This window comes from Streptomyces sp. CBMA29 (assembly GCF_014596445.1).
In the GTDB taxonomy this organism is placed as follows: domain Bacteria; phylum Actinomycetota; class Actinomycetes; order Streptomycetales; family Streptomycetaceae; genus Actinacidiphila.
Genome location: NZ_MECL01000227.1, coordinates 24,378 through 47,462, shown reverse-complemented (window position 1 = coordinate 47,462; position 23,085 = coordinate 24,378). Strand labels below are relative to the sequence as shown.

Genomic DNA, 23,085 nt, shown 5'->3' with positions numbered 1-23,085 from the left:
GGGTTCCCCGCGCCCTTTCACAGGACGCGGGGAACCGTTCCGCTGTCGATCAGCCACCCACCGGCTCAGCCGCCGAACTCGCCCATGCCCTTCAGGGCCGCGTCCAGCAGGGCCTGACGCCCGTCGAGCTCCGACTGGAGCTTGTCCGCCTTCGCGGTGTTCCCCGCGGAGCGCGCCGCGTCGATCTGCTTCTGGAGCTTCTCGACCGCCGCCTGGAGCTGACCGGTCAGACCGGCCGCCCGCGCCCGGACCTCGGGGTTGGTGCGCCGCCACTCGGCTTCCTCGGACTCGGCCAGCGCCCGCTCCACCGCGTGCATACGGGCCTCGATCCGCGGACGCGCGTCCCGCGGCACGTGCCCGATGGCCTCCCAGCGCTCGTTGAGCGAGCGGAAGGCGGCACGCGCCGACTTCAGCTCGGTCACCGGGAGCAGCTTCTCGGCCTCGACGACCAGCTCCTCCTTGAGCGCGAGGTTGTCGCGCTGCTCGGTGTCCCGCTCGGCGAACACCTCGGAGCGAGCCGCGAAGAAGACGTCCTGGGCGCCGCGGAAGCGGTTCCACAGATCGTCCTCGGCCTCGCGCTGCGCACGCCCGGCGGCCTTCCACTCCGTCATCAGCTCGCGGTAGCGGGCCGCGGTGGGCCCCCAGTCCGTCGAATTCGACAGCGACTGCGCCTCGGTGACCAGCTTCTCCTTCGTCCGCCTGGCCTCCTCGCGCTGCGCGTCGAGCGACGCGAAGTGCGCCTTGCGGCGCTTGGAGAACACCGAACGGGCGTGGCTGAAGCGGTGCCACAGCTCGTCGTCCGCCTTGCGGTCAAGACGCGGCAGGCCCTTCCAGGTGTCGACCAGGGCGCGCAGCCGCTCGCCCGCGGTCCGCCACTGCTCGCTCTCGGCGAGCTGCTCGGCCTCCGCGACAAGCTGCTCCTTGGCGACCTTCGCCTCTTCGCTCTGCTTCGCCCTGGCCGCCTTGCGCTCCTCGCGCCGGGAGTCCACCAGCGCGACCAGCGCGTCCAGCCGTTCGCCCAGCGCCGCCAGATCGCCCACCGCGTGCGCCTCGGTCACCGAGACGCGCAGGTGCTCGATCGCGGCCAGCGCGTCCTTGGGCGCGAGATCGGTGGTCCGCACCCGTCGTTCGAGGAGGCCGATCTCCACGACGAGTCCTTCGTACTTGCGCTCGAAGTAGGCGAGTGCCTCCTCAGGAGAACCCGCCTGCCACGAACCGACCTCCTTCTCCCCGTCGGCCGTACGCACGTACACGGTCCCCGTCTCATCGACGCGGCCCCACGGGTCGCTGCTCACAGCGCCTCCTCCACGTGATGCCCGGCCGGCTCACGGCCGGACATCTTCCACAGAATTTCACCGGTTGGGCCGCACGCCCTGACCGGTCCAACGCCAACATAGGCGACCAGCACCCCGGCTGTCCGCATCCGATGCGGGCCCAATCAGGATTTGCTGACGGTCGCCTTGTTGATCACCACGGTCGCGTTCGGGGCGGTGTTGCCCGTCGTCTGGTCGGCGGGCTGGGCGCCCGCGGCGGCGATTTTGTCGAGCACCTTCATACCGGCGGCGTCGATCGTGCCGAACGGCGTGTAGCTCGGCGCCAGCGGGCTGTCCTTGTAGACCAGGAAGAACTGGCTGCCGCCGGTGTGCGCCTGGCCGGTGTTGGCCATGGCCACGGTGCCCGCCGGGTACGTCACGGTCTTCTGCGCGTCGGCCTTGCCGAACGCCGTCAGATTCTCGTCCGGGATCGTGTAGCCGGGGCCGCCGTTGCCCTGCCCGGTCGGGTCGCCGCACTGGAGGACGAAGATGCCCTCGGCGGTCAGCCGGTGGCACTTGGTGTGGTCGAAGAAGCCCTTGTCCGCGAGGAATTTGAAGGAGTTCGCGGTGTCGGGGGCCTTCGCCGCGTCCAGCGCGATCGGGATCGAGCCGCAGGTCGTCTGGAGCGTGAAGGTGTACTTCGCGCTCTTGTCGATCGCCATCTTCGGCTCGGTCTTCCACTGCTCCGTGCCCGGCGCGCCCGCGTCCGCCTTGCCGCACGGGTCCGGCGCCTTCGAGGGGGTCGCCGACGGCGACGTGCTGGCGTTGGCCGCCGCGTCGTCCGTGGTCTTCTTCTTGCCTCCGCTGTCGAAGGCGCCCAGGCCCCAGGCGGAGCCGCCGCCGATGACGACCACGGCGAGCACGGCGGCGATCACCGAGGTGCGCGTCCGCGACTTGCGGCGCATCTGCACCCGCCGCTGCTGCTGCCGCTCGAACTTCTCCCGGGCGAGCTGCCGCCGCCGCTGATCCTTGGTGACCACTTCGCCGTCTCCCGGTCGTGTCTCGTGAGTGCTGTGCGATGACTGTGTTTCCGCTGTCCACGACCTGTCCGTAGGCCGTGTGCCGCGGTGTGCTCGAACGCGAATACGCGTGCCGCAGATCTTCGCGGCATGCGCGTCCCCCGTCCAGTCCGCACGCGGTCCGATGAGGGCACAATACGAGTTCGCTGCGGCGGTACGGCGGCCGGTAGGCTCGTGAACGGCCGATATCACCCGCGGCCGACACCGCGGACGACAGAAGGACGAACGTGCTCATTGCCGGGTTCCCCGCCGGGGCCTGGGGCACCAATTGTTATGTGGTCGCCCCCGCCGCGGGTGAGGAGTGCGTGATCGTCGACCCGGGCCACCTCGCGGCCCAGGGTGTCGAGGACATGCTCGCCAAGCACCGACTGAAGCCCGTCGCCGTCATCCTCAGCCACGGCCACATCGACCATGTCGCCTCCGTCGTACCGGTCTGCGGCGCGCACGACGTGCCCGCCTGGATCCACCCCGAGGACCGGTACATGCTCAGCGACCCCGAGAAGGCGCTCGGCCGCGCCATCGGGCAGCCGCTGATGGGGGAGCTGACCATCGGCGAGCCCGACGACGTCAAGGAACTGGCCGACGGCGCCGCGCTGACGCTGGCGGGCCTGGAGTTCTCCGTCGCGCACGCGCCCGGCCATACCAGGGGGTCGGTGACGTTCAGGCTGCCCGAGACCACGGACATCCCGTCGGTGCTGTTCTCCGGTGACCTGCTCTTCGCCGGCTCCGTCGGACGCACCGACCTGCCCGGCGGCTCCATGGCCGAGCTGTACGAGTCGCTGGCCCGTGTGTGCCTGCCGCTCGACGACTCGACCGTGGTGCTCTCAGGACACGGCCCCCAGACGACCATCGGCCGCGAGCGCGCCGCCAACCCCTACCTGGGCGAGGCGGCCCGCGGCCCAGGAGCCGCAGACCCGGCTCCGCGACGAGGATTGTGACGGATTCAGTGAGTTCCGCCGTACGCGCGTTCCAGGCCCCCAAGGGCACCTACGACCTGCTGCCGCCCGACTCCGCGGTGTTCCTCGCGGTGCGCGAGGCCATCGCCGCGCCCGCCCGCCGGGCCGGTTACGGCTATGTCGAGACCCCCGGTTTCGAGAACGTCGAGCTGTTCTCCCGCGGTGTCGGCGAGTCCACCGACATCGTGACCAAGGAGATGTTCACCCTCACCACCAAGGGCGGCAGCGAACTGGCGCTGCGCCCCGAGGGCACCGCCTCCGTCCTGCGCGCGGCCCTCCAGGCCAATCTGCACAAGACGGGGAATCTGCCGGTCAAGCTCTGGTACTCCGGCTCGTACTACCGCTACGAGCGCCCGCAGGCGGGCCGCTACCGGCACTTCTCGCAGGTCGGCGCCGAGGCGATCGGCGCCGAGGACCCGCTGCTCGACGCGGAGCTGATCATCCTGGCGGTGGACGCGTACACCGACCTCGGGCTGCGGAATTTCCGGCTGCTGCTCAACTCACTCGGCGACCGCGAGTGCCGTCCGGTCTACCGGGCCGCCCTCCAGGACTTCCTGCGCGGCCTGGACCTGGACGAGGAGACCCGCGCCCGGATCGAGATCAATCCGCTGCGGGTGCTCGACGACAAGCGCGACTCCGTACAGAAGCAGCTCGCCGACGCGCCGCTGATCCGCGACCACCTGTGCGAGGCGTGCAAGGCGTACCACGAGGAGGTGCGCGCGCTGCTGACCGAGGCGGGCGTGGCCTTCGAGGACGACCCCCGGCTGGTGCGCGGCCTGGACTACTACACCCGCACCACCTTCGAATTCGTCCACGACGGGCTCGGCTCGCAGTCCGCGGTCGGCGGCGGCGGGCGCTACGACGGGCTGTCCGAGATGATCGGCGGCCCGGCGCTGCCGTCGGTCGGCTGGGCGCTGGGCGTGGACCGTACGGTGCTCGCGCTGCGCTCCGAGGGCGTGGAACTGGCCCTTCCCGCGGTCACCGACGTCTACGCCGTACCGCTCGGCGACGAGGCGCGCCGGGCGCTGTTCGGCACGGTCACCGCGCTGCGCAGGGCCGGGGTCGCCGCGGACTTCGCCTTCGGCGGCAAGGGCATGAAGAACGCGATGAAGTCCGCGAACCGCTCCGGCGCCAGATTCGCGCTGGTCGCGGGGGAGCGGGACCTCGCCGAGGGCGTCGTCCAGCTCAAGGACCTGGGCAGCGGCGAGCAGACGGCGGTTCCGCTCGCCGAGGTGGTCGCGAGCGTCAAGGCGCGGCTCGTTTGACCCTCTTCCGTGTACCAGGGCGTGCAGGTCTTATCCAGTCCTGACCGCCCTGGTGCACAATGTTGGGTGCCCGCTCCCCACGACCTAAGAGATCGGCGATCATGACGACTTCCGCGTTGGACGAGACGCGTACGGACGGCGGCAGCGACGACCGGCAGCCCGTCGAAGGCATCGGAGCGGGGCGCGGTTTCACCTGGCTGCTGCTGATCTGCGGAATCCTCGGCACCGTCGCGTCGTTCGTGATCACCGATGACAAGTTCAAGCTGCTGGAAGACCCGAACTACACGCCCGCGTGCAGCCTGAACCCGATCATCTCCTGCGGCAACATCATGAAGAGCGACCAGGCCCACGCGTTCGGCTTCCCGAACCCGATGATCGGCATGATCGCCTACCCCGTGATGATCTGCGTCGCGATGGGCATCCTGGCCGGTGCCCGCTACCGCCCCTGGTTCTGGCTCGGCCTCCAGGCGGGCACCCTGTTCGGTGTCGGCTTCGTCACCTGGCTCCAGTACCAGTCGCTGTACAGCATCGGCTCGCTCTGCCTGTGGTGCAGCCTCGCCTGGGTCGCGACCATCGCCGCGTTCTGGTACACGGCGGTGCACAACGTCAAGCACCGGATCATCAAGGTGCCGGAAGGCGCGCGCACCGCCGTGCTGGAGTTCCACTGGGTCGTGCCGGTGCTCTGGTACGGGGTGCTCATCCTGCTGATCCTGACCCGCTGGTGGTCGTACTGGAAGACGCTGGTCTGAGCGGACCCGCCGAGCGGCCCGCCCGCTACAGCGGCGTGACGTAGGCGCCGGAGATGCCGCCGTCCACCAGGAACTCGGCGGCGGTGATGAATCCGGCGTCGTCGCTGGCCAGGAACGCCACGGCGGCGGCGATCTCCTCGGCCGCCGCGAACCGCCCCAGCGGAATGTGCACCAGCCGCCGCGCCGCCCGCTCCGGGTCCTTCGCGAACAGCTCGCGCAGCAGCGGGGTGTCGACGGGTCCGGGGCACAGCGCGTTCACCCGGATTCCCTCGCGGGCGAACTGCACGCCCAGCTCCCGCGTCATCGCCAGCACCCCGCCCTTGGACGCGGTGTACGAGATCTGCGAGGTCGCCGCGCCCATCACCGCCACGAACGACGCGGTGTTGATGATCGCCCCCTTGCCCTGCCGCCGCATGTACGGCAGCGCGGCCTTGCAGCACAGGTAGACCGACGTCAGATTGACCTCCTGCACCCGGCGCCACGCGTCCAGGCCGGTGGTGAGGATCGAGTCGTCGTCGGGCGGTGAGATCCCCGCGTTGTTGAAGGCGATGTCGACCGAGCCGTAGGTGTCGTGGGCGGCCGTGAACAGCGCCTCGACCTGCTCCGGGTCGGTCACGTCGGTGGCGACGAAGAGCCCGCCGGTCTCCTCGGCCGCCGCCCGCCCGCTGTCCCGGTCGATGTCGGCGACCACGACCCTGGCCCCCTCCGCGGCGAACCGCCGCGCCGTGGCCAGGCCGATGCCGCTGCCGCCGCCGGTGATGACGGCGGTACGGCCGACGAGGCGGCGGCAGACCGGCGCGCCCTCCTCGGGGACCGTGGTGGTGCCTGTGGTGTCGGACATGGGCTGCTACTCCTCGGTGCCGATGAAGACGTTCTTGGTCTCGGTGAACGCGGCGAGCGCGTCGGGTCCCAGCTCGCGGCCGAGCCCCGACTGCTTGAAGCCGCCGAAGGGCGTCCAATAGCGCACACTGCTGTGCGAGTTGACGGACAGATTCCCCGCCGCGACACCGCGCGCGAGCCGCAGCGCGCGGCCGAGGTCGCGGGTCCACAGCGAGCCGGACAGGCCGTACGGCGTCGCGTTCGCCAGCCGCAGCGCGTGCGCCTCGTCGTCGAAGGGCAGCACGACCGCCACCGGGCCGAAGATCTCCTCGGTGGCCGCCGGCACGCCGGGGCCGTCCGGGGCGAGCACCGTCGGCGGGTACCAGAAGCCGGGGCCCTCGGGCGCGGAACCCCGTGCCACGACCGGGAGTTCGGGCGTGACATAGCCGCGGACCCGCTCGCGCTGGACCGCCGAGATCAGCGGGCCCATCGCGGTCGCCGGGTCCGCCGGGTCGCCGACCCGCACCGCCCGCACGCCGGAGGCCAGCAGGTCGAGGAAGCGGTCGTAGACCTCGCGCTGCACCAGCAGCCGGGTGCGGGCGCAGCAGTCCTGGCCCGCGTTGTCCAGGAACGCCATCGGGTCCGCGGCGCGTTCCAGATCGGCGTCCGCGAAGACGATGTTGGGGCTCTTGCCGCCCAACTCCAGCGTGAGCCGCTTCACTTGGGCCGCGCACCGCTCCATGATCCGCTTGCCGACCGCGGTGGAACCGGTGAAGACGATCTTCCGTACGTCGGGGTGGTCGACCAGCCGCGCCCCGGCGACGGGACCCGCGCCGGGCACCACCTGGAACAGGCCCTCGGGCAGCCCGGCGGCCAGGCCGAGTTCGGCCAGCCGCAGGGCGGTCAGCGGGGTGGTCTCCGCGGGCTTGAGCACGACGGCGTTGCCCGCGGCCAGCGCGGGGGCGAAGCCCCAGGCGGCGATCGGCATCGGGAAGTTCCACGGCACGATGACGCCGACCACGCCGAGCGGTTCGTGGAAGGTCAGGTCGAGGCCGCCCGCCACCGGGATCTGACGGCCAGTCAGGCGCTCGACACCGCCCGCCGCGTACTCCAGCAGGTCCCGGACGTTGCCCGCCTCCCAGCGGGCGTTGCCCACGGTGTGGCCCGCCTCCCGCACCTCCAGCGCGGCCAGTTCCTCCAGGTGCGCGTCGACCTCGGCGGCGAATCGCCGCAGCAGCCGGGCGCGTTCACCCGGCGCGAGCGCGGCCCAGCCCCGCTGGGCCCGCACCGCGGCGGCGACCGCCGCGTCCACGCCCTCCGGGGAGGTCGCCGCGACCGTCGCGACGACCTCCTCGGTGGCGGGGTTGAGTACGTCGTGGCTCTCCCGCATCCCGTCCGCCCCTACATCCGCTCGAAGGAGCGGAACCGCTCCCAGTCCGTGACCGCGGTGTCGAACTGCCGCTGCTCGATCCGCGCCATGTTCGCGTAGTGCGCGACGACCTCGGGGCCGAACACCTCGCGGGCCAGGTCGCTGCCCGACCACAGCTCGGCGGCCTCCCGCAGCGATCCGGGCACCTGCTCGTACGACTCCGTGTAGGCGTTGCCCGTACACGGCTCCGGCAGTTCCAACTCCCGCTCGACGCCGTGCAGTCCGGCGGCGACCATCGCGGCGACCGCCAGATACGGGTTCACGTCGCCGCCGGGCACCCGGTTCTCCAGCCGCAGCGAGGGGCCGTGGCCGACCACGCGCAGCGCGCAGGTGCGGTTGTCCCGGCCCCAGGCGACCGCGGTGGGCGCGAAGGAGCCGGGGCGGAAGCGCTTGTAGGAGTTGATGTTCGGCGCGAAGAACAGCGAGAACTCCCGCAGGGCGGCGAGCTGTCCGGCCAGGAAGTGCCGCATCAGCGGGGACATCGCGGTGGGGGAGTGGTCCTCGGGGTCGGCCATCGCAGGGGCGCCGTCCGCGTCCCGCAGCGACAGGTGGATATGGCAGGAGTTGCCCTCGCGCTCGTTGAACTTCGCCATGAAGGTGACCGCCATGCCCTCCTGCGAGGCGATCTCCTTGGCGCCGGTCTTGTAGACGCTGTGCTGGTCGCAGGTGGTCAGCGCCTCGTCGTAGCGGAACACCACCTCGTGCTGGCCGAGGTTGCACTCGCCCTTCGCGGACTCCGGGACCAGCCCGGCGCCCGCCATCTCATTGCGGATGCGGCGCAGCAGCGGTTCGACCCGGGCGGTGGCCAGCACCGAGTAGTCGGCGTTGTACTGGTTGGCCGGGGTCAGCCCGCGGTAGCCGCTGTCCCACGCCCGTTCGTAGGTGTCGCGGAAGACCAGGAACTCCAGCTCGGTGCCCGCGTGCGCGGTCAGGCCGTGTCCTGCGAGCCGGTCGAGCTGCTGCCGCAGGATCTGCCGCGGCGAGGCGCTGACCGGGCTGCCGTCCTCCCACGTCAGATCGGCCAGCAGCAGCGCGGTGCCGTCCTGCCAGGGAATGCGGCGCAGCGTCGTGGGGTCGGGGCGCATCGCGAAGTCGCCGTAGCCCCGCTCCCAGGACGACATCGCGTAGCCGTCCACCGTATTGAGGTCGACGTCGACGGCGAGCAGGTAATTGCAGCCCTCCGAGCCGTGCGGCAGCACCTCCTCCAGGAAGAACGGAGCCGCGAACCGCTTGCCCTGGAGCCGCCCCTGCATGTCGGTGAAAGCCAGGACGACGGTGTGGATCTCGCCCGCCGCCACCAGCGAGCGGAGCGCGCCGACGGACAGGGCTGGAGTGTGTTCTGCCACAGCGGAACCTCTCGGATCGGTCGGAAGACTTAAGGTATGGGTGTGAACCATTGAAGGGAAGGGGGCCTCGCCATGACGGAGCGGATGACGGACCCGATGGCCGAGGCGATGGCAGATCCGATGGGCGAGCCGACGGCCCAGGCGACGGCCGGGCGGCCGGCGGAGCCTCCGGCGCGGGCCGCCGACCCACTCGACACGGTGCTTCGGCCGGTGCGCGGCGGCAACGGCTTCGAGGAAGCCGTGGAGCGGCTGCTCCAAGTGGTCCGCCTCGGCCTGGTCCCCGCGGGCGGCCGGCTGCCCCCGGAGCGGGAACTCGCCGGGCGGCTGGCGATCAGCCGGGTCACCCTGCGCGAGGCGCTGCGCGTGCTGCACGAGGAGGGCCTGGTCGAGAGCCGCCGCGGTCGCCAGGGCGGCACCTTCGTCCGGCCGAGGCCGCCCGGCGCGGACGCCCTGCCCCTGGACGCGGCGGGCCTGGGCGCGGCGGGTCTGGACGCGGCGGGTCTGGACGACGTGCTCCGCTTCCGCGAGGTCCTGGAGGTGGGCGCCGCCGGGCTCTGCGCCCGCGCGCGCCTCACCGGTGCGGACGCCGACCTGCTGCGGGCCCGGCTGCGCGCCACCGGGGACGCCCCCATCGAGGACTACCGGCGCGCCGACACGCTCCTCCACCTCGCGATAGCCGAGCTGTCCGGCTCCCCCTCGCTGGCCCGCCAGTACGCCGCCGTCCGGGCCCGGGTCAACCAACTCCTGGACGGCATCCCCATGCTGGTCCGCAACATCGAGCACTCCCAGGGTCAGCACGCCGCCCTGGTCGCCGCCGTCCTGGCCGCCGACGAAGCGCGGGCGCGGCAGACGATGCGGCAGCACCTCGCGGGCACGGCCTCGCTGTTGCGGGGCTTTCTGTGCTGAGCGCGGGGCGGACGAATCGCGCCGGTTAAGGTACGGGTCCGGACCATTGGCCGACGCGGGAGGACGGGGACGGTGCCGAGGACGCTGCTGGTGGGGGTCACCACCTATCTGGAGCGGGCGCGCTGGGGGCTGTGGGACACCTCCGCCGTCCTGCTGCCCGCCACCTATCCGCGCCTGGTGCAGGCCGCGGGCGCCGTCGCCGTCCTGCTGCCGCCCGACGCGGCCGGGCGCGCACCGGCGGCCGTCGCGCGGATGGACGCGGTGATCGTGGCGGGCGGCCCGGACATCGCACCCGAGCGCTACGGCGAACCGCGCCACCCGCGCACCGGGCCGCCCGCACCGGAGCGCGACGGCTGGGAGTCGGCCGTCCTGCGCGCCGCCCTGGACGCGGCCACCCCCGTCCTCGGGATCTGCCGCGGCATGCAGCTCATGAACGCGCTGTACGGCGGCACGCTCGTCCAGCACCTGCCGGACCGCGTCGGCCACGACGCCCACGCCCCCGAGCCCGGCGTCTTCGGCGAGCACCGCGTCACGCCCGTGCCCGGCACCCTGCTGGCCCGCGTACTGCCGGGCCCCCAGGACGTGCCCACCTACCACCACCAGGCCGTCGACCGTCTCGGCGACGGCCTCACCGCCGCCGCGCACGCCGACGACGGCACCGTGGAGGCCGTCGAGGCACCAGGCGAGCGCTTCGTCCTCGGCGTCCAGTGGCACCCCGAGAACGGCACCGACCCGCGCCTGGTCCACGCCCTGCTCGCCGCCGCCGCGGACCGGGCTGTCACACCCAGCACATAGGCTGCCGGAGTGGAGCCAGATCTGTTCACCGCAGCCGCAGAGGACCGTCACGAGCGGGATCCGGGCAGCAGCCCGCTCGCCGTACGGATGCGGCCCCGTACCCTCGACGAGGTCGTCGGCCAGCAGCACCTGCTGCGCCCCGGCTCCCCGCTGCGCCGCCTGGTGGCCGACGGCGGGGGACCGGCGGGCGCGTCCTCGGTGATCCTGTGGGGTCCGCCGGGGACCGGGAAGACCACGCTGGCGTACGTGGTCAGCAAGGCCACAGACAAGCGCTTCGTCGAACTCTCGGCGATCACCGCGGGCGTCAAGGAGGTCCGCGCGGTCATCGAGAGCGCCAAGCGCCAGGCGGGCGGCTACCAGCGCGAGACCGTGCTGTTCCTGGACGAGATCCACCGCTTCAGCAAGGCCCAGCAGGACTCGCTGCTGCCCGCCGTCGAGAACCGCTGGGTCACCCTGATCGCGGCCACCACGGAGAACCCGTACTTCTCGATCATCTCGCCGCTGCTGTCCCGCTCCCTGCTGCTCACCCTCGAACCGCTCACCGACGACGACCTGCGCGGTGTGCTGCGCCGCGCGGTGACCGACGAGCGCGGTCTCGGCGGCGCCGTGACCCTGCCGCAGGACGCGGAGGAGCACCTGCTGCGGATCGCCGGCGGCGACGCGCGGCGCGCCCTGACAGCCCTGGAGGCGGGCGCGGGCTCCGCCCTGGACAAGGGCGAGGACGCGCTCACCCTGGCCACCCTCGAAGAGTCCGTCGACCGGGCCGCCGTGCGCTACGACCGCGACGGCGACCAGCACTACGACGTGGCCAGCGCCCTCATCAAGTCCATTCGCGGCTCCGACGTGGACGCCGCCCTGCACTACCTCGCCCGCATGATCGACGCGGGCGAGGACCCGCGCTTCATCGCGCGGCGCCTGATGATCTCCGCCAGCGAGGACATCGGCCTCGCCGACCCCACCGCCCTGCCCACCGCCGTCGCCGCCGCCCAGGCCGTCGCCATGATCGGCTTCCCCGAGGCCGCGCTGACCCTCAGCCACGCCACCATCGCGCTGGCGCTCGCGCCAAAGTCCAACGCGGCCACCACCGCGATCGGCGCGGCGCTGGCGGACGTACGCGCGGGCAAGGCGGGACCCGTGCCCGCGCACCTGCGCGACGGCCACTACAAGGGCGCCGCCAAGCTCGGCCACGCCCAGGGGTACGTCTACCCGCACGACGTGCCCGGCGGCATCGCCGCGCAGCAGTACGCGCCGGACGAGCTGCGCGACCGCCGCTACTACGAGCCGACCCGGCACGGCACGGAGGCCCGTTACGCGGACGTCCTGGACCGGGTCCGCGCCCGGCTCGCGGGCGAGGCCCCGGCCTCGGACTGACACACCCCCGGGGTCAGGAGTCGCGGGCCGCGTCGAAGAGCGCGTGCATCGAGCGGCGCAGTCCGTCGCGGTCGCAGACGGGCTCGGGGAAGTCGAAGCGGGCGTCGAAGACGCTGTTGTCGCCGGTGAAGCGCACCCGCAGCCCGAAGCGGTCGAGCGCCAGCGGCACGGCGCTCAGCGGCGGGCGCGAGCCCGCGGAGACGCCGTCGCAGGACGCCTCGTGGCGGCCGACGAGGGCGCACAGGAGACCCACCTGGGCGCTGTGCGCCGCGGCGAGGTGCTGGAGCAGTTCGCTCTCGTACTCGGCGAGCGGGTCGGCGGCGGCGTCGGCGAACTCGTCGGGCTCGACCAGGGCGGCGCCCCACAGGTCGTCGAGCGAGATCTCGCCGGTCTCCAGGCGGAGCAGCGTCGTACCGGACTCCATCGCGCCGCCCGGGACGGGTGTCAGCCAGCCCGCGACCCAGGCCCTGCCGCGAATCCGGTGCGGCACCGCGACCGGTGCCACATCCGTGATCTCCAGCACAGCCTCGATCTCCTCGCCGCCCGCGGCCCGCACCACGCGCACGGCGGGGGATTCGTCGGGGAGCAGCAGGAACACGTCGCCTGTGGGCCCCACGGAGCGGCGCACCGGGGCCATGACGTCGGATCCGGCCGTGGCCAGGCCGGGAATCGTCACGACGGCGGACGAGTTATTCTCGACGAGAGTTCGCGCGCGTTCGGCTGCCGAGGGCAGCCGGGGCGCTTCTTCCACTTCGGGACGCGGCTGACCATGTGCTGGTACGCCAGGCATGGGGTTCCCGGGTCGAAACATGCGTTCTCCTCAGCTAAGGTAAGCCTTACCTAATTTACACGGAGGTTCAACGCACGTGAATCAGTCGCGTCCCAAGGTCAAGAAGTCCCGGGCGCTGGGCATCGCGCTCACCCCCAAGGCGGTCAAGTACTTCGAGGCCCGCCCCTACCCGCCCGGTGAGCACGGTCGCGGTCGCAAGCAGAACAGCGACTACAAGACCCGGCTGCTGGAGAAGCAGCGGCTGCGCGCGCAGTACGACATCAGCGAGCGGCAGATGCAGCGCGCGTACGACCGCGCCAAGAAGGTCTCCGGCAAGCGGACCGGCGAGGCCCTGATCATCGAGCTGGAGCGGCGCCTGGACGCCCTCGTGCTCCGCGCCGGTCTGGCCCGGACGATCTACCAGTCCCGCCAGATGGTCGTGCACGGCCACATCGAGGTCAACGGCCGCAAGGTCGACAAGCCGTCCTTCCGGGTCAGCCCGGACGACGTCGTGACCGTCCGCGAGCGCTCCCGCGAGAAGACGCCGTTCATCGTCGCCCGCGAAGGCGGCTGGGCCGGTGAGGGCGAAGCTCCCCGCTACCTCCAGACCAACCTCCAGGCCCTCGCCTTCCGCCTGGACCGGGACCCCAACCGCAACGAGATCCCCGTCATCTGCGACGAGCAGCTCGTCGTCGAGTACTACGCCCGCTGACCCCCTCCGGGGAGGTCGCTGGGCGGGGCGCCGCGCCCCGCCCCGGGAGGCGGTCGCCCCCAGGGGCGCGGTCAGCCGGCCGGTGGCCGGGGAACGACGGGAAATGGCCCCCGGGGCCGGCTGTGACGCCGCCGTCGTGGTCGGTCGCGTCGTGCGTTCCCCGGCCACCGTTGGGAAGTGCCCCGATACCCCTTACTCGGGGGCGGCCACCTCCGCGGGGGCCGCGCTCCTGGCGGGCGCCTTCCGGGCGGGGCGCTCGCAGGCGGCGGCGGCCGACGGGCGGTGCAGGGCGCGGTGGACCGCCGCGTCCAGACCGAACCGCTCACCTTCGCGCAGGGCGGCGGCGTAGGCGTCGTCACCCAGCGCCGCGCGCACGCGCCCCTCGCACAGCACGTGCGGGGCGTTGAAGAAACGGGAGCCGAACAGGCGCAGGCCGACCGAGGCCCACAGGCGCCCCGCGGCGCCCTGGAGGACCGCGGCCTCGTGCGGGGCGCCCTCGTCCTCGGTGATGAGGGCCAGCAGTTCGAGGGCGAGCACCGCGCCGACCAGGTCGCGGAAGGCGTGGTCGATCGCCAGCGCCTCCTCGGCCAGCCGCCGCGCCCGCGCCCGGTCGCCGCCGAGCCAGGCGGCGTAAGCGAGGACGTAGAGCGCGTAGGCCAGCGTCCAGCGCTCGCCGTGGTCGTGGCAGATGTCGCGGGCCTCCTCGGCGAGGGTCACCGCTTGGTCGACGTCGCCCTGGAAGGCCACCGCCATCGCCAACTCGACCTGTGCCATGAGGACGTTGCTGTTGAGTTCGCCGATCCTGCGGTAGCGCAGCAGCGCGTCACCGATGAACCGCTCGGCCCGCGGCATGTCGTCGGAGACCAGGGCGAGGCAGCCCAGCCGGTGGACCGCGTACGCCATCGCCGTACCGTTGTCGGTCGCCTCGGCCTCACTGCGGCACTGCTGGAGCACGTCGAGCGCGGTGACCGAGTCGCCCTGGAGCAGCGTCACATAGCCGTACACCCACATCGCCTTGGCGCGCGCCTCCGAGCGCCCCGCGGCGAGGTCGAGGGCCCGCTCCAGCCAGTGCCTGCCCTCCGCGAGCCGCCCGCAGCCGACCCAGCAGAACCACATGGTGCCCGCCAGATACTGGCCCACGGCCGGGTCCTCCGGCGGCCGGTCCGCGGCGCCGTCCAGACTGAACTCCAACGCCAGCCGGAGATTGGGCAGTTCGGCCTCGACCCGCGCGGCCACCTCCGACTGCCGGGGGCTGAACCAGTCCAGCTCGCACCAGGTGGCCAGGCCCAGGTACCAGTCGCGGTGCCGCCGCCGCATCCGTACGTCGTCGCCGAGCGCGGCCAGCCAGCCCGCGCCGTACTCGCGGACCGTGTCCAGCATCCGGTAGCGCACCAGGCCGTCGGCGCCCTCCTCGCGGCTGAGCACCGACTGGTCGACCAGCGCGGACACCGTCTCCACGATGTCCTCCTCGGCCAGATCGGGACCCGTGCACACGTACTCCACCGCGTCCAGGTCGAACCGTCCGGCGAAGACCGACAGCCGCGCCCACAGCAGCCGCTGGCCCGGCGTGCACAATTCGTGGCTCCAGCCGATTGCCGTACGCAGCGCGCGGTGCCGGGCGGGCGCGGTGGGGTCGCCGCCGGTCAGCAGCCGGAAGCGGTCGTCGAGCCGTTCGAGCACCTGCTCCACCGACAGCGCCCGCAGCCGGACCGCAGCGAGTTCGAGGGCGAGCGGAAGCCCGTCGAGACGGGCGCACAGCTCCAGGACGGGACCGCTGTTGGCCGCCGTCACGGTGAAGCCCGGCAGCACGGCCGCGGCGCGCTCGGCGAACAGCCGTACGGCGTCGCTGTGGGCGTCCGGCGCGGGCAGCGGCGCCAGCGGCAGCAGCCGCTCCCCGGTGATGCCCAGCGGCCTGCGGCCCGCCGCCAGCACCCGCAGCCCCGGCGCGCGGCGCAGCAACTCCGCCGCGAGGGAGGCCACTTCGGCGTGCACCCGGTCATAGCCGTCGAAGACCAGCAGCAGCTCGCGGTCGGCCAGCCGCTCGGTGAGCACCGAACGCGTCGGGCGGGTGGTGTGGTCCGCCAGCCGCAGCGCCTCCGCGACCGCGTGGTCCAGCAGCGACGCGTCGCCGAGCCCGGACAGGTCGACCAGCCAGACACCGCCGAGGAAACGGTCCTGCGCGCGCCTGGCGGCCCGCAGCGCCAGCCGCGTCTTGCCCACCCCGCCGACTCCGGTCACGGTGCTCAGCCGGGACTCCGCCACTGGCGACAACAGTGCGTCGAGCGCCGCGAGTTCGGACGTCCTGCCGACGAAGCCGGTCAGCTCGGCGGGGAGGTTACCCACAGTCTCCATGGTGCACGGAGCGTACTTGAATGTGTGCGGACCGTACAATCCCGACGCCGAGTAGTGGTATAACGCCCGCGCTTGCCCGGTTGTGGGACAGGCCCGGCGCGCGCGTAATGCGGTACGGACGCGCAGGCCCGGCGCGATAGGGTCGGAGGCCGATGTCGTGGTGAAGAACAGCCGCGGGAAGCGGCCGTGAGAAGCGGCCGAGACAGCGCGGCGACGTGTCCGTGAGAAGCCGACGGTGAGGGAGCGGAGCAACGTGTCCGGTGCAGAGGTAGCTGGCCTCATCGTGGCGGTCTTCTGGGCGATCCTGGTCTCGTTCCTGGCCGTCGCGCTGGTCAGACTCGCCCAGACGCTCAAGCGGACCAGCGAACTCGTGGCAGGCATCACCGAGCAGGCCGTACCGCTGCTCGGCGACGCCTCCGACGCGCTGCGCACCGCCCACAGCCAGCTCGACCGGGTCGACACCATCACCGCGGAGGTCGCCGAGGTGACGGCCAACGCCTCCGCGCTCTCCTCCACCGTCGCGTCGGCCTTCGGCGGACCCCTGGTGAAGGTCGCCGCCTTCAGCTACGGCGTACGGCGCGCGGTCGGCCTGCGGACCTCCGGCGCGGCGGGCGCGGGCGCGGCGGCCAACGGCGCGTCGGCCAAAGGCGCGTCGGCCAAAGGCGCGGCGGGCAAAGGCGCGGCGGGCACCGACCGCTCCCGTGCCAGGACCGTCAAGGCAGGCAAGGTGCTTCCCGCCGCCCGGCGCGGCGGCCGTCGCAACCGCTCGAAGGACTGAGGCCACATGTTCCGCCGTATGTTCTGGTTCGTCACCGGCGCCGCCACCGGCGTCTGGGCCACCACCAAGGTCAACCGGGCGCTGCGCCGCCTCACGCCGGAGAGCCTCGCGGCGACCGCGGCCGACCGGGCGCTGGAGACCGGCGCGCGGCTGCGGGTGTTCGCCCAGGACGTACGGGCGGGCATGACGCAGCGCGAGAGCGAACTCCAGGACGCGCTCGGCCTCACCGGCAGCGCCCCGCAATCCGAAATCCCGTCCGAACTCCCGGCACCGCGCCGGAGCATCGCGTACAACCGGAAGGACGAACACTGATGGAGTCGGCAGAAATCCGTCGCCGCTGGCTGCGCTTCTTCGAGGAGCGCGGGCACACCGTTGTCCCTTCGGCGTCGCTCATCGCGGACGACCCGACTCTGCTGCTGGTCCCGGCGGGCATGGTCCCGTTCAAGCCGTACTTCCTCGGTGAGGTCAAGCCGCCCTTCGACCGCGCCACCAGCGTGCAGAAGTGCGTCCGCACCCCGGACATCGAAGAGGTCGGCAAGACCACCAGGCACGGCACGTTCTTCCAGATGTGCGGCAACTTCTCCTTCGGCGACTACTTCAAGGAAGGCGCCATCACGTACGCCTGGGAGCTGCTCACCGGCTCCCTGGCCGACGGCGGCTTCGGCCTGGAGGCCGACCGGCTCTGGATCACCGTCTACCAGGAGGACGACGAGGCCGAGCAGATCTGGCGTGACGTCATCGGCGTCCCCGCCGAGCGCATCCAGCGCCTCGGCATGGGCCCCAACTTCTGGTCCATGGGCGTCCCCGGCCCCTGCGGCCCCTGCTCCGAGATCAACTACGACCGAGGCCCCGAGTTCGGCGTCGAGGGCGGCCCCGCCGTCAACGACGAGCGGTACGTGGAGATCTGGAACCTGGTCTTCATGCAGTACGTGCGCGGCGCCGGTGAGGGCAAGGAGAGCTTCCCGATCCTCGGCGACCTGCCCAGCAAGAACATCGACACCGGCCTCGGCCTCGAACGCCTCGCGATGATCCTTCAGGGCGTACAGAACATGTACGAGACCGACACCCTGCGCGTCGTCATGGACCGCGCCACCGAACTGACCGGTGTCCGCTACGGCCGGGCCCACGACACCGACGTCTCGCTGCGCGTGGTCGCCGACCACATCCGCACCTCCGTGATGCTGATCGGCGACGGCGTCACCCCCGGCAACGAGGGCCGCGGTTACGTCCTGCGCCGCATCATGCGCCGCGCCATCCGCAATATGCGGCTGATGGGCGCCACCGCACCGGTCGTCGCCGAACTGGCCGACGTCGTCATCAAGACGATGGGCGAGCAGTACCCGGAGCTGATCTCGGACCGCAAGCGGATCGAGACGGTCGCCATCGCCGAGGAGACCGCCTTCCTCAAGGCCCTCAGCGGCGGCACCAACATCCTCGACACCGCCATCACCGAGACCAAGTCGGCCGGCGGCGCCGTGCTCCCCGGCGACAAGGCGTTCCTGCTCCACGACACCTGGGGCTTCCCGATCGACCTCACCCTCGAAATGGCCTCGGAACAGGGCCTGTCGGTGGACGAGGAGGGCTTCCGCCGCCTGATGAAGGAGCAGCGGGACCGCGCCAAGGCCGACGCCCGTGCCAAGAAGACCGGTCACGCCGACCTGTCCGCCTACCGCGAGGTCGCCGACCGCTCCGGCAGCACCGAGTTCACCGGCTACACCCAGAACCACAACGAGGCCACGGTCGTCGGCCTGCTGGTCGACGGCGTCCCCTCGCCCGCAGCCACCGAGGGCGACGAGGTCGAAGTGGTGCTCGACCGCACCCCGTTCTACGCCGAGGGCGGCGGCCAGCTCGCCGACACCGGCCGGATCCGCGCCGACAACGGCGCCGTGATCGAGATCCGCGACGTCCAGCAGCCGGTGCCCGGCGTCAGCGTCCACAAGGGCGTCGTCCAGGTCGGCGAGGTCACCCTCGGCGCCGGTGTGCTGGCCCGGATCGACCTCGTACGCCGCCGCGCCATCGCCCGCGCCCACAGCGCCACCCACCTGACCCACCAGGCGCTGCGCGACGCCCTCGGCCCGACGGCCGCCCAGGCCGGTTCCGAGAACGCCCCCGGCCGCTTCCGCTTCGACTTCGGCTCCCCGGCCGCGGTCCCCGGCGCCGTCCTCACCGACGTCGAGCAGAAGATCAACGAGGTGCTGGCCCGCGAACTGGACGTCACCGCCGAGGTCCTGCCGATCGCCGAGGCCAAGAAGCAGGGCGCTATCGCCGAATTCGGCGAGAAGTACGGCGAGCGGGTCCGGGTCGTCACCATCGGCGACTTCTCCAAGGAGCTGTGCGGCGGCACCCATGTGCACAACACCGCGCAGCTCGGCCTGGTGAAGCTGCTCGGCGAGTCCTCGATCGGCTCCGGCGTGCGCCGCGTCGAAGCCCTCGTCGGCGTGGACGCCTACCACTTCCTCGCCCGCGAGCACACGGTCGTCGCCCAGCTCACCGAGCTGGTCAAGGGCCGCCCCGAGGAGCTGCCCGACAAGATCTCCGGGATGCTCGCCAAGCTCAAGGACGCCGAGAAGGAGATCGAGCGCTTCCGTGCGGAGAAGGTCCTCCGGGCCGCCGCCGGGCTCGCCGAGAGCGCCGCCGACATCAAGGGCGTCGCCCTGGTCGCCGGTACGGTCCCCGAGGGCACCGGTGCCGACGACCTGCGCAAGCTCGTCCTCGACGTGCGCCAGCGGATCGGCGGCGGGCGCCCCGGCGTCGTCGCCCTCTTCACCGTCGCCAACGGCCGCCCGCTGACCGTCATCGCCACCAACGAGGCCGCCCGCGAGCGCGGCATCAAGGCCGGCGAGCTGGTCCGCACCGCTGCCAAGACGCTCGGCGGCGGAGGCGGCGGCAAGGACGACGTCGCCCAAGGCGGCGGCCAGAATCCGGCCGCGGTCCAGGACGCCGTCGAGGCCGTCCAGCGCCTGGTGGGCGAGAAGGCGTGACACCGGACGTGTCCGAGGAAGCGCCGGGACAGGACGAGGGTCCTCGGATGCGGCGCGGCCGGAGAATCGCGGTGGATGTCGGGGACGCCCGCATCGGGGTCGCCTCGTGCGACCCCGACGGGATCCTCGCCACGCCGGTCGAGACGGTGCCCGGCCGGGACGTGCCCGCGGCGCTGCGGCGGCTCGCCGCGATCGTGGCGGAGTACGAGCCGATCGAGGTCGTCATCGGGCTGCCGCGCTCCCTCAACGGGGGCGAGGGCCCGGCGGCGGCCAAGGTCCGCGGCTTCGCCCAGCATGTGGCGAAAGTCATCTCGCCGCTTCCGGTGCGCCTGGTGGACGAGCGCATGAGCACGGTCACGGCCACGCAAGGGCTCCGCGCCTCCGGAGTGAAGGCGAAAAAGGGACGCTCCGTAGTGGATCAGGCTGCCGCGGTCATTATTCTGCAAAGTGCGCTGGAGACCGAACGGGTGTCGGGTAAAGCTCCGGGCGAGAGCGTCGAAGTGGTCATCTGATCGCGATACGGTAACGTCTCGCGCGACACGGCGGCGCCCTTCGGGCGCCGCCCGTTTCGCAGGGTCGGCAAGCCGGTTGCAGACCGCGTACCAAGGGGACCGATGACTGACTATGGCCGGGGCTCCGGCTCCGAACCGTGGCATCCCGAGGACCCGCTCTTCGGTGACGGCTACGACCAGGCGCAGCAGCCCTACCCGCCGCAGCAGCAGGTGCAGTACCCGCAGGCGGAGTACGACCCCTACGCCACCGGTCAGCACCAGCAGCAGTACCCGCAGCAGCAGGGCGGCCAGCAGTACCCCCAGACCCCGCAGCAGCAGGGCGGCCAGCAGTACCCCCAGACCCCGCAGCAGTACCAGCAGCAGGGGTACCCGCAGCAGCAGCCGCAGCACCCACAGGGGCAGTACCAGCCCCAGCAGAACCCGCAGCAGAACCCCCAGCACCACTCCCAGCAGAACCCTCAACAACAGCAGTACCCGCAGGCGCAGTACGACGGCTACGACACCGGCTCCCACTCGGTCGGCGGATACGGCCACCAGGACCCGTATGGCGGTCACCAGCCGCAGGACCCGTACGCGGGCGGCCCGCAGCCCGACTTCTACGGGCAGAACGGCTACCCGCCGCCGCAGCAGCCCCAGTACCGGCAGCAGCCGCAGGCGCCGTTCCAGGGCCAGCCACAAGGCCAGGGCCAGCCGCAGGCGCCGCTGCACGGCCAGGGTCAGCCGCAGGGCCAAGGCCAGGGCCAGGGCCAGCCGCAGGGCCAGGGTCCGGCGCAGGGCGCGCAAGGGGTCCAGGGCGCGCAGGGCGTGCAGGGCGGTCACCCGCAGGAGCCGGGCGCGCGCCCGCTGCGGACCGCACCGGGCAACACCGGCGACTGGGACGCGGGGGAGGACGACGACCCGCGCGAGCACGCCTTCTTCTCCGGCCGCGATGACGAGGACGATGACGACGCCCCCGCGACCACCACCACCAGCGGCGGCGGTCGGCGCGCGGGCAGGTCGGCCCCCGCCAAGGGCGGCAAGAAGCGCCGCAGCGGCTGCGCCTGCCTGCTCGTCCTGGTCGTCCTGGGGGGTGGCCTCGGCGGCGTCGGCTACTTCGGCTACAACTTCTACCAGGACCGCTTCGGCCCGGCCCCCGACTACGCGGGCGACGGCGCGGGCGAGGTCCAGGTCGAGATCCCCAAGGGCTCGACGATCACCACCATGGGCAACATCCTCAAGTCCGACGGTGTGGTCAAGAGCGTCGACGCCTTCACCGCCGCGGCCCGCAAGAACCCCAAGGGCCAGTTCATCCAGGCCGGCGTCTACGTCCTCAACAAGCAGATGTCGGCGTCCTCGGCCGTCACGATGATGCTCGACCCCAAGTCGCAGAACGCGATGATCATCGCCGAGGGCATGCGCGACGCGCAGATCTACGACGCCATCGACAAGCGTCTCGGCCTGTCCGCGGGCAGCACGAAGAAGGTCGCGCACGACCAGGCCAAGAATCTCGGACTGCCGGACTGGGCGGACACCGGCTCCAAGGTCAAGGACCCGCTGGAAGGTTTCCTCTTCCCGTCCCGCTACGGCGTTGCCAAGGGCATGAAACCCGAAGTGCTGCTGCGCGAGATGATCGGCGAGGCGAAGAAGCAGTACGCCCAGTTCGACATGGTCGCCGAGGCGAAGAAGCAGAATCTCCGCTCGCCGCTGCAACTGCTCACCGTCGCCAGCCTGGTGCAGGCCGAGGGCAAGACCGACGACGACTTCCGCAAGATGGCCAAGGTCGTCTACAACCGGATGGTCACCACCAACAAGGAGACCTTCGGACTGCTCCAGTTCGACTCGACGTACAACTACATCAAGAACACCAGCGCCACGAACATCAGCCTCGCCAAGATCAAGTCCCTGGACGACCCGTACAACACTTACAAGTACAGGGGCCTGCCGCCGGGGCCGATCGGAAACCCGGGCGTCGACGCGCTGAAGGCGGCGATGAACCCCGACAGCGGGAACTGGTACTACTTCATCTCGCTGGACGGCAAGACGACCAAGTTCACCTCGACGCACGCCGAGTTCCAGAAGCTCTACGACCAGTACAACAGCCAGTAGGACCGGGGCACTTCTTCCGTGGACACGACCGGACACCCGGGCATCCGCCGTGCGGCGGTGCTCGGGTCACCCATCGCGCACTCGCTCTCCCCGGTGCTGCACCGGGCCGCGTTCGAGGCGATGGGTCTCGCCGACGAGTGGCGCTACGACCGCTTCGAGGTCGACGAGGCCGCGCTGCCCGGCTTCATCGGCGGCCTCGACCCCGCCGTCTGGCGCGGTCTGTCGCTGACGATGCCGCTCAAGCGGGCCGTGATCCCGCTGCTGGACGAGATCACCGACACGGCCGCGTCCGTGGAGGCCGTCAACACCGTCGTGCTCGGCCCCGACGGCCGCCTCAGGGGCGACAACACCGATATCCCCGGCATGCTCGCCGCCCTGCGGGAGCGCGGCATCACCTCCGCGCCGTCAGCGGCGATCCTCGGCGCCGGGGCCACCGCCTCCTCCGCGCTGGCCGCACTCGCGCGGCTCGGCACGGCCGAGGTCACCGCGTATGTGCGCGGCCCGGCGCGCGCCGCCGAGATGCGGCAGTGGGGCGAACGCCTCGGCGTCGCCGTGCGCGTCGCCGACTGGGCCGACGCCGCCAAGGCCCTCGACGAGCCGCTGGTCATCGCCACCACCCCGGCCGGCGCCGCCGACCACCTCGCCGCCGCCGTCCCGCCCACCCCCGGCGCCCTCTTCGACGTCCTCTACGACCCCTGGCCCACCCCGCTGGCCGCCGCCTGGTCCACGCGCGACGCCCCGGTCATCGGCGGCCTCGACCTCCTGGTCCACCAGGCCGTCCTCCAGATCGAGCGGTACACCGGCCGCGCCCCCGCCCCCCTCGCGGCCATGCGCGCGGCGGGCGAGGCCGCGCTGCCGCGGGGATGACGGGTCCGACCGGTCGCTGTCCGCACGGTGGACCGTGTCGGGGCACGGCACCTCGGCGTGG

General features: G+C 72.1%; 20 protein-coding genes. 13 read left to right on the top strand and 7 right to left on the bottom strand.

Annotation, left to right across the window (positions count from 1 at the left end; genetic code table 11):
- Positions 1-65: 65 nt before the first annotated feature.
- Both BGM09_RS31840 and BGM09_RS31835 read right to left on the bottom strand, forming a co-directional pair.
- On the bottom strand, positions 66-1,295 hold the full coding sequence (locus tag BGM09_RS31840; protein ID WP_188285205.1) for a DUF349 domain-containing protein: 1,230 nt from the start codon (positions 1,293-1,295) through the stop codon (positions 66-68).
- A 143-nt stretch (positions 1,296-1,438) separates the two neighbouring features.
- Positions 1,439-2,293 (bottom strand): peptidylprolyl isomerase, encoded by an 855-nt coding sequence (locus BGM09_RS31835; protein WP_188285204.1) that lies wholly within the window; start codon positions 2,291-2,293, stop codon positions 1,439-1,441.
- 266 nt (positions 2,294-2,559) lie between these two features.
- On the opposite strand from BGM09_RS31835, the gene BGM09_RS31830 reads away from it, so the two are divergent.
- From BGM09_RS31830 to BGM09_RS31820, 3 genes are all read left to right on the top strand, one after another.
- Entirely contained in the window at positions 2,560-3,270 is a 711-nt protein-coding gene (locus BGM09_RS31830; protein WP_188285203.1) for an MBL fold metallo-hydrolase, read from the top strand.
- On the top strand, positions 3,264-4,553 hold the full coding sequence (gene hisS, locus BGM09_RS31825) for a histidine--tRNA ligase (protein ID WP_188285235.1): 1,290 nt from the start codon (positions 3,264-3,266) through the stop codon (positions 4,551-4,553). Before BGM09_RS31830 ends, hisS begins: the two co-directional genes overlap by 7 nt.
- 101 nt (positions 4,554-4,654) lie before the next feature.
- The gene (locus tag BGM09_RS31820; RefSeq protein WP_188285202.1) at positions 4,655-5,302 is read left to right on the top strand and encodes a vitamin K epoxide reductase family protein; all 648 of its coding nucleotides are present in this window, start codon (positions 4,655-4,657) and stop codon (positions 5,300-5,302) included.
- A gap of 25 nt (positions 5,303-5,327) precedes the next feature.
- On the opposite strand, the gene BGM09_RS31815 is transcribed toward BGM09_RS31820, so the two are convergent.
- The 3 genes from BGM09_RS31815 to BGM09_RS31805 are packed head-to-tail and all read right to left on the bottom strand — an operon-like array spanning position 5,328 to position 8,896.
- The gene (locus BGM09_RS31815; RefSeq protein ID WP_188285201.1) at positions 5,328-6,143 is read right to left on the bottom strand and encodes a 3-oxoacyl-ACP reductase; all 816 of its coding nucleotides are present in this window, start codon (positions 6,141-6,143) and stop codon (positions 5,328-5,330) included.
- 6 nt (positions 6,144-6,149) lie between these two features.
- Entirely contained in the window at positions 6,150-7,511 is a 1,362-nt protein-coding gene (locus BGM09_RS31810; protein WP_188285200.1) for an aldehyde dehydrogenase family protein, read from the bottom strand.
- 11 nt (positions 7,512-7,522) lie between these two features.
- Positions 7,523-8,896, bottom strand: coding sequence for a glutamine synthetase family protein (locus BGM09_RS31805; RefSeq protein ID WP_188285199.1), 1,374 nt, complete (start codon positions 8,894-8,896; stop codon positions 7,523-7,525).
- A 120-nt stretch (positions 8,897-9,016) separates the two neighbouring features.
- Between BGM09_RS31805 and BGM09_RS31800 the strand changes: the two genes are divergently transcribed.
- From BGM09_RS31800 to BGM09_RS31790, 3 genes are all read left to right on the top strand, one after another.
- Positions 9,017-9,802 carry a FadR/GntR family transcriptional regulator gene (locus BGM09_RS31800; RefSeq protein WP_188285234.1) on the top strand — a complete coding sequence of 262 codons (786 nt, stop codon included), beginning with the start codon at positions 9,017-9,019 and terminating at the stop codon, positions 9,800-9,802.
- A gap of 72 nt (positions 9,803-9,874) precedes the next feature.
- Positions 9,875-10,597, top strand: coding sequence for a gamma-glutamyl-gamma-aminobutyrate hydrolase family protein (locus BGM09_RS31795; protein ID WP_317452972.1), 723 nt, complete (start codon positions 9,875-9,877; stop codon positions 10,595-10,597).
- A 9-nt stretch (positions 10,598-10,606) separates the two neighbouring features.
- Entirely contained in the window at positions 10,607-11,968 is a 1,362-nt protein-coding gene (locus tag BGM09_RS31790; RefSeq protein ID WP_188285198.1) for a replication-associated recombination protein A, read from the top strand.
- A gap of 13 nt (positions 11,969-11,981) precedes the next feature.
- On the opposite strand, the gene BGM09_RS31785 is transcribed toward BGM09_RS31790, so the two are convergent.
- On the bottom strand, positions 11,982-12,701 hold the full coding sequence (locus tag BGM09_RS31785; protein WP_188285232.1) for a DUF2470 domain-containing protein: 720 nt from the start codon (positions 12,699-12,701) through the stop codon (positions 11,982-11,984).
- 133 nt (positions 12,702-12,834) lie between these two features.
- Between BGM09_RS31785 and rpsD the strand changes: the two genes are divergently transcribed.
- Entirely contained in the window at positions 12,835-13,449 is a 615-nt protein-coding gene (gene rpsD / locus BGM09_RS31780; protein ID WP_188285197.1) for a 30S ribosomal protein S4, read from the top strand.
- 192 nt (positions 13,450-13,641) lie between these two features.
- On the opposite strand, the gene BGM09_RS31775 is transcribed toward rpsD, so the two are convergent.
- Positions 13,642-15,801: an ATP-binding protein gene (locus tag BGM09_RS31775; RefSeq protein ID WP_188285196.1), complete on the bottom strand. Its 2,160-nt coding sequence runs from the start codon at positions 15,799-15,801 to the stop codon at positions 13,642-13,644.
- Between the two features lie 253 nt (positions 15,802-16,054).
- Between BGM09_RS31775 and BGM09_RS31770 the strand changes: the two genes are divergently transcribed.
- The 6 genes from BGM09_RS31770 to BGM09_RS31745 all read left to right on the top strand — a co-directional run bounded on the left by BGM09_RS31770 (position 16,055) and on the right by BGM09_RS31745 (position 23,024).
- Positions 16,055-16,579: a DUF948 domain-containing protein gene (locus tag BGM09_RS31770; RefSeq protein WP_188285195.1), complete on the top strand. Its 525-nt coding sequence runs from the start codon at positions 16,055-16,057 to the stop codon at positions 16,577-16,579.
- Between the two features lie 6 nt (positions 16,580-16,585).
- Positions 16,586-16,891, top strand: coding sequence for a DUF6167 family protein (locus BGM09_RS31765; protein ID WP_188285194.1), 306 nt, complete (start codon positions 16,586-16,588; stop codon positions 16,889-16,891).
- Positions 16,891-19,560 carry an alanine--tRNA ligase gene (gene alaS, locus BGM09_RS31760; RefSeq protein ID WP_188285193.1) on the top strand — a complete coding sequence of 890 codons (2,670 nt, stop codon included), beginning with the start codon at positions 16,891-16,893 and terminating at the stop codon, positions 19,558-19,560. The genes BGM09_RS31765 and alaS overlap by 1 nt, the downstream gene beginning before the upstream one ends.
- Positions 19,561-19,607: 47 nt before the next feature.
- Entirely contained in the window at positions 19,608-20,072 is a 465-nt protein-coding gene (gene ruvX, locus BGM09_RS31755) for a Holliday junction resolvase RuvX (RefSeq protein ID WP_188285231.1), read from the top strand.
- 102 nt (positions 20,073-20,174) lie between these two features.
- The gene (gene mltG / locus BGM09_RS31750) at positions 20,175-22,157 is read left to right on the top strand and encodes an endolytic transglycosylase MltG (RefSeq protein WP_188285192.1); all 1,983 of its coding nucleotides are present in this window, start codon (positions 20,175-20,177) and stop codon (positions 22,155-22,157) included.
- Between the two features lie 18 nt (positions 22,158-22,175).
- Positions 22,176-23,024, top strand: coding sequence for a shikimate dehydrogenase (locus BGM09_RS31745; RefSeq protein ID WP_188285191.1), 849 nt, complete (start codon positions 22,176-22,178; stop codon positions 23,022-23,024).
- Positions 23,025-23,085: the final 61 nt, after the last annotated feature.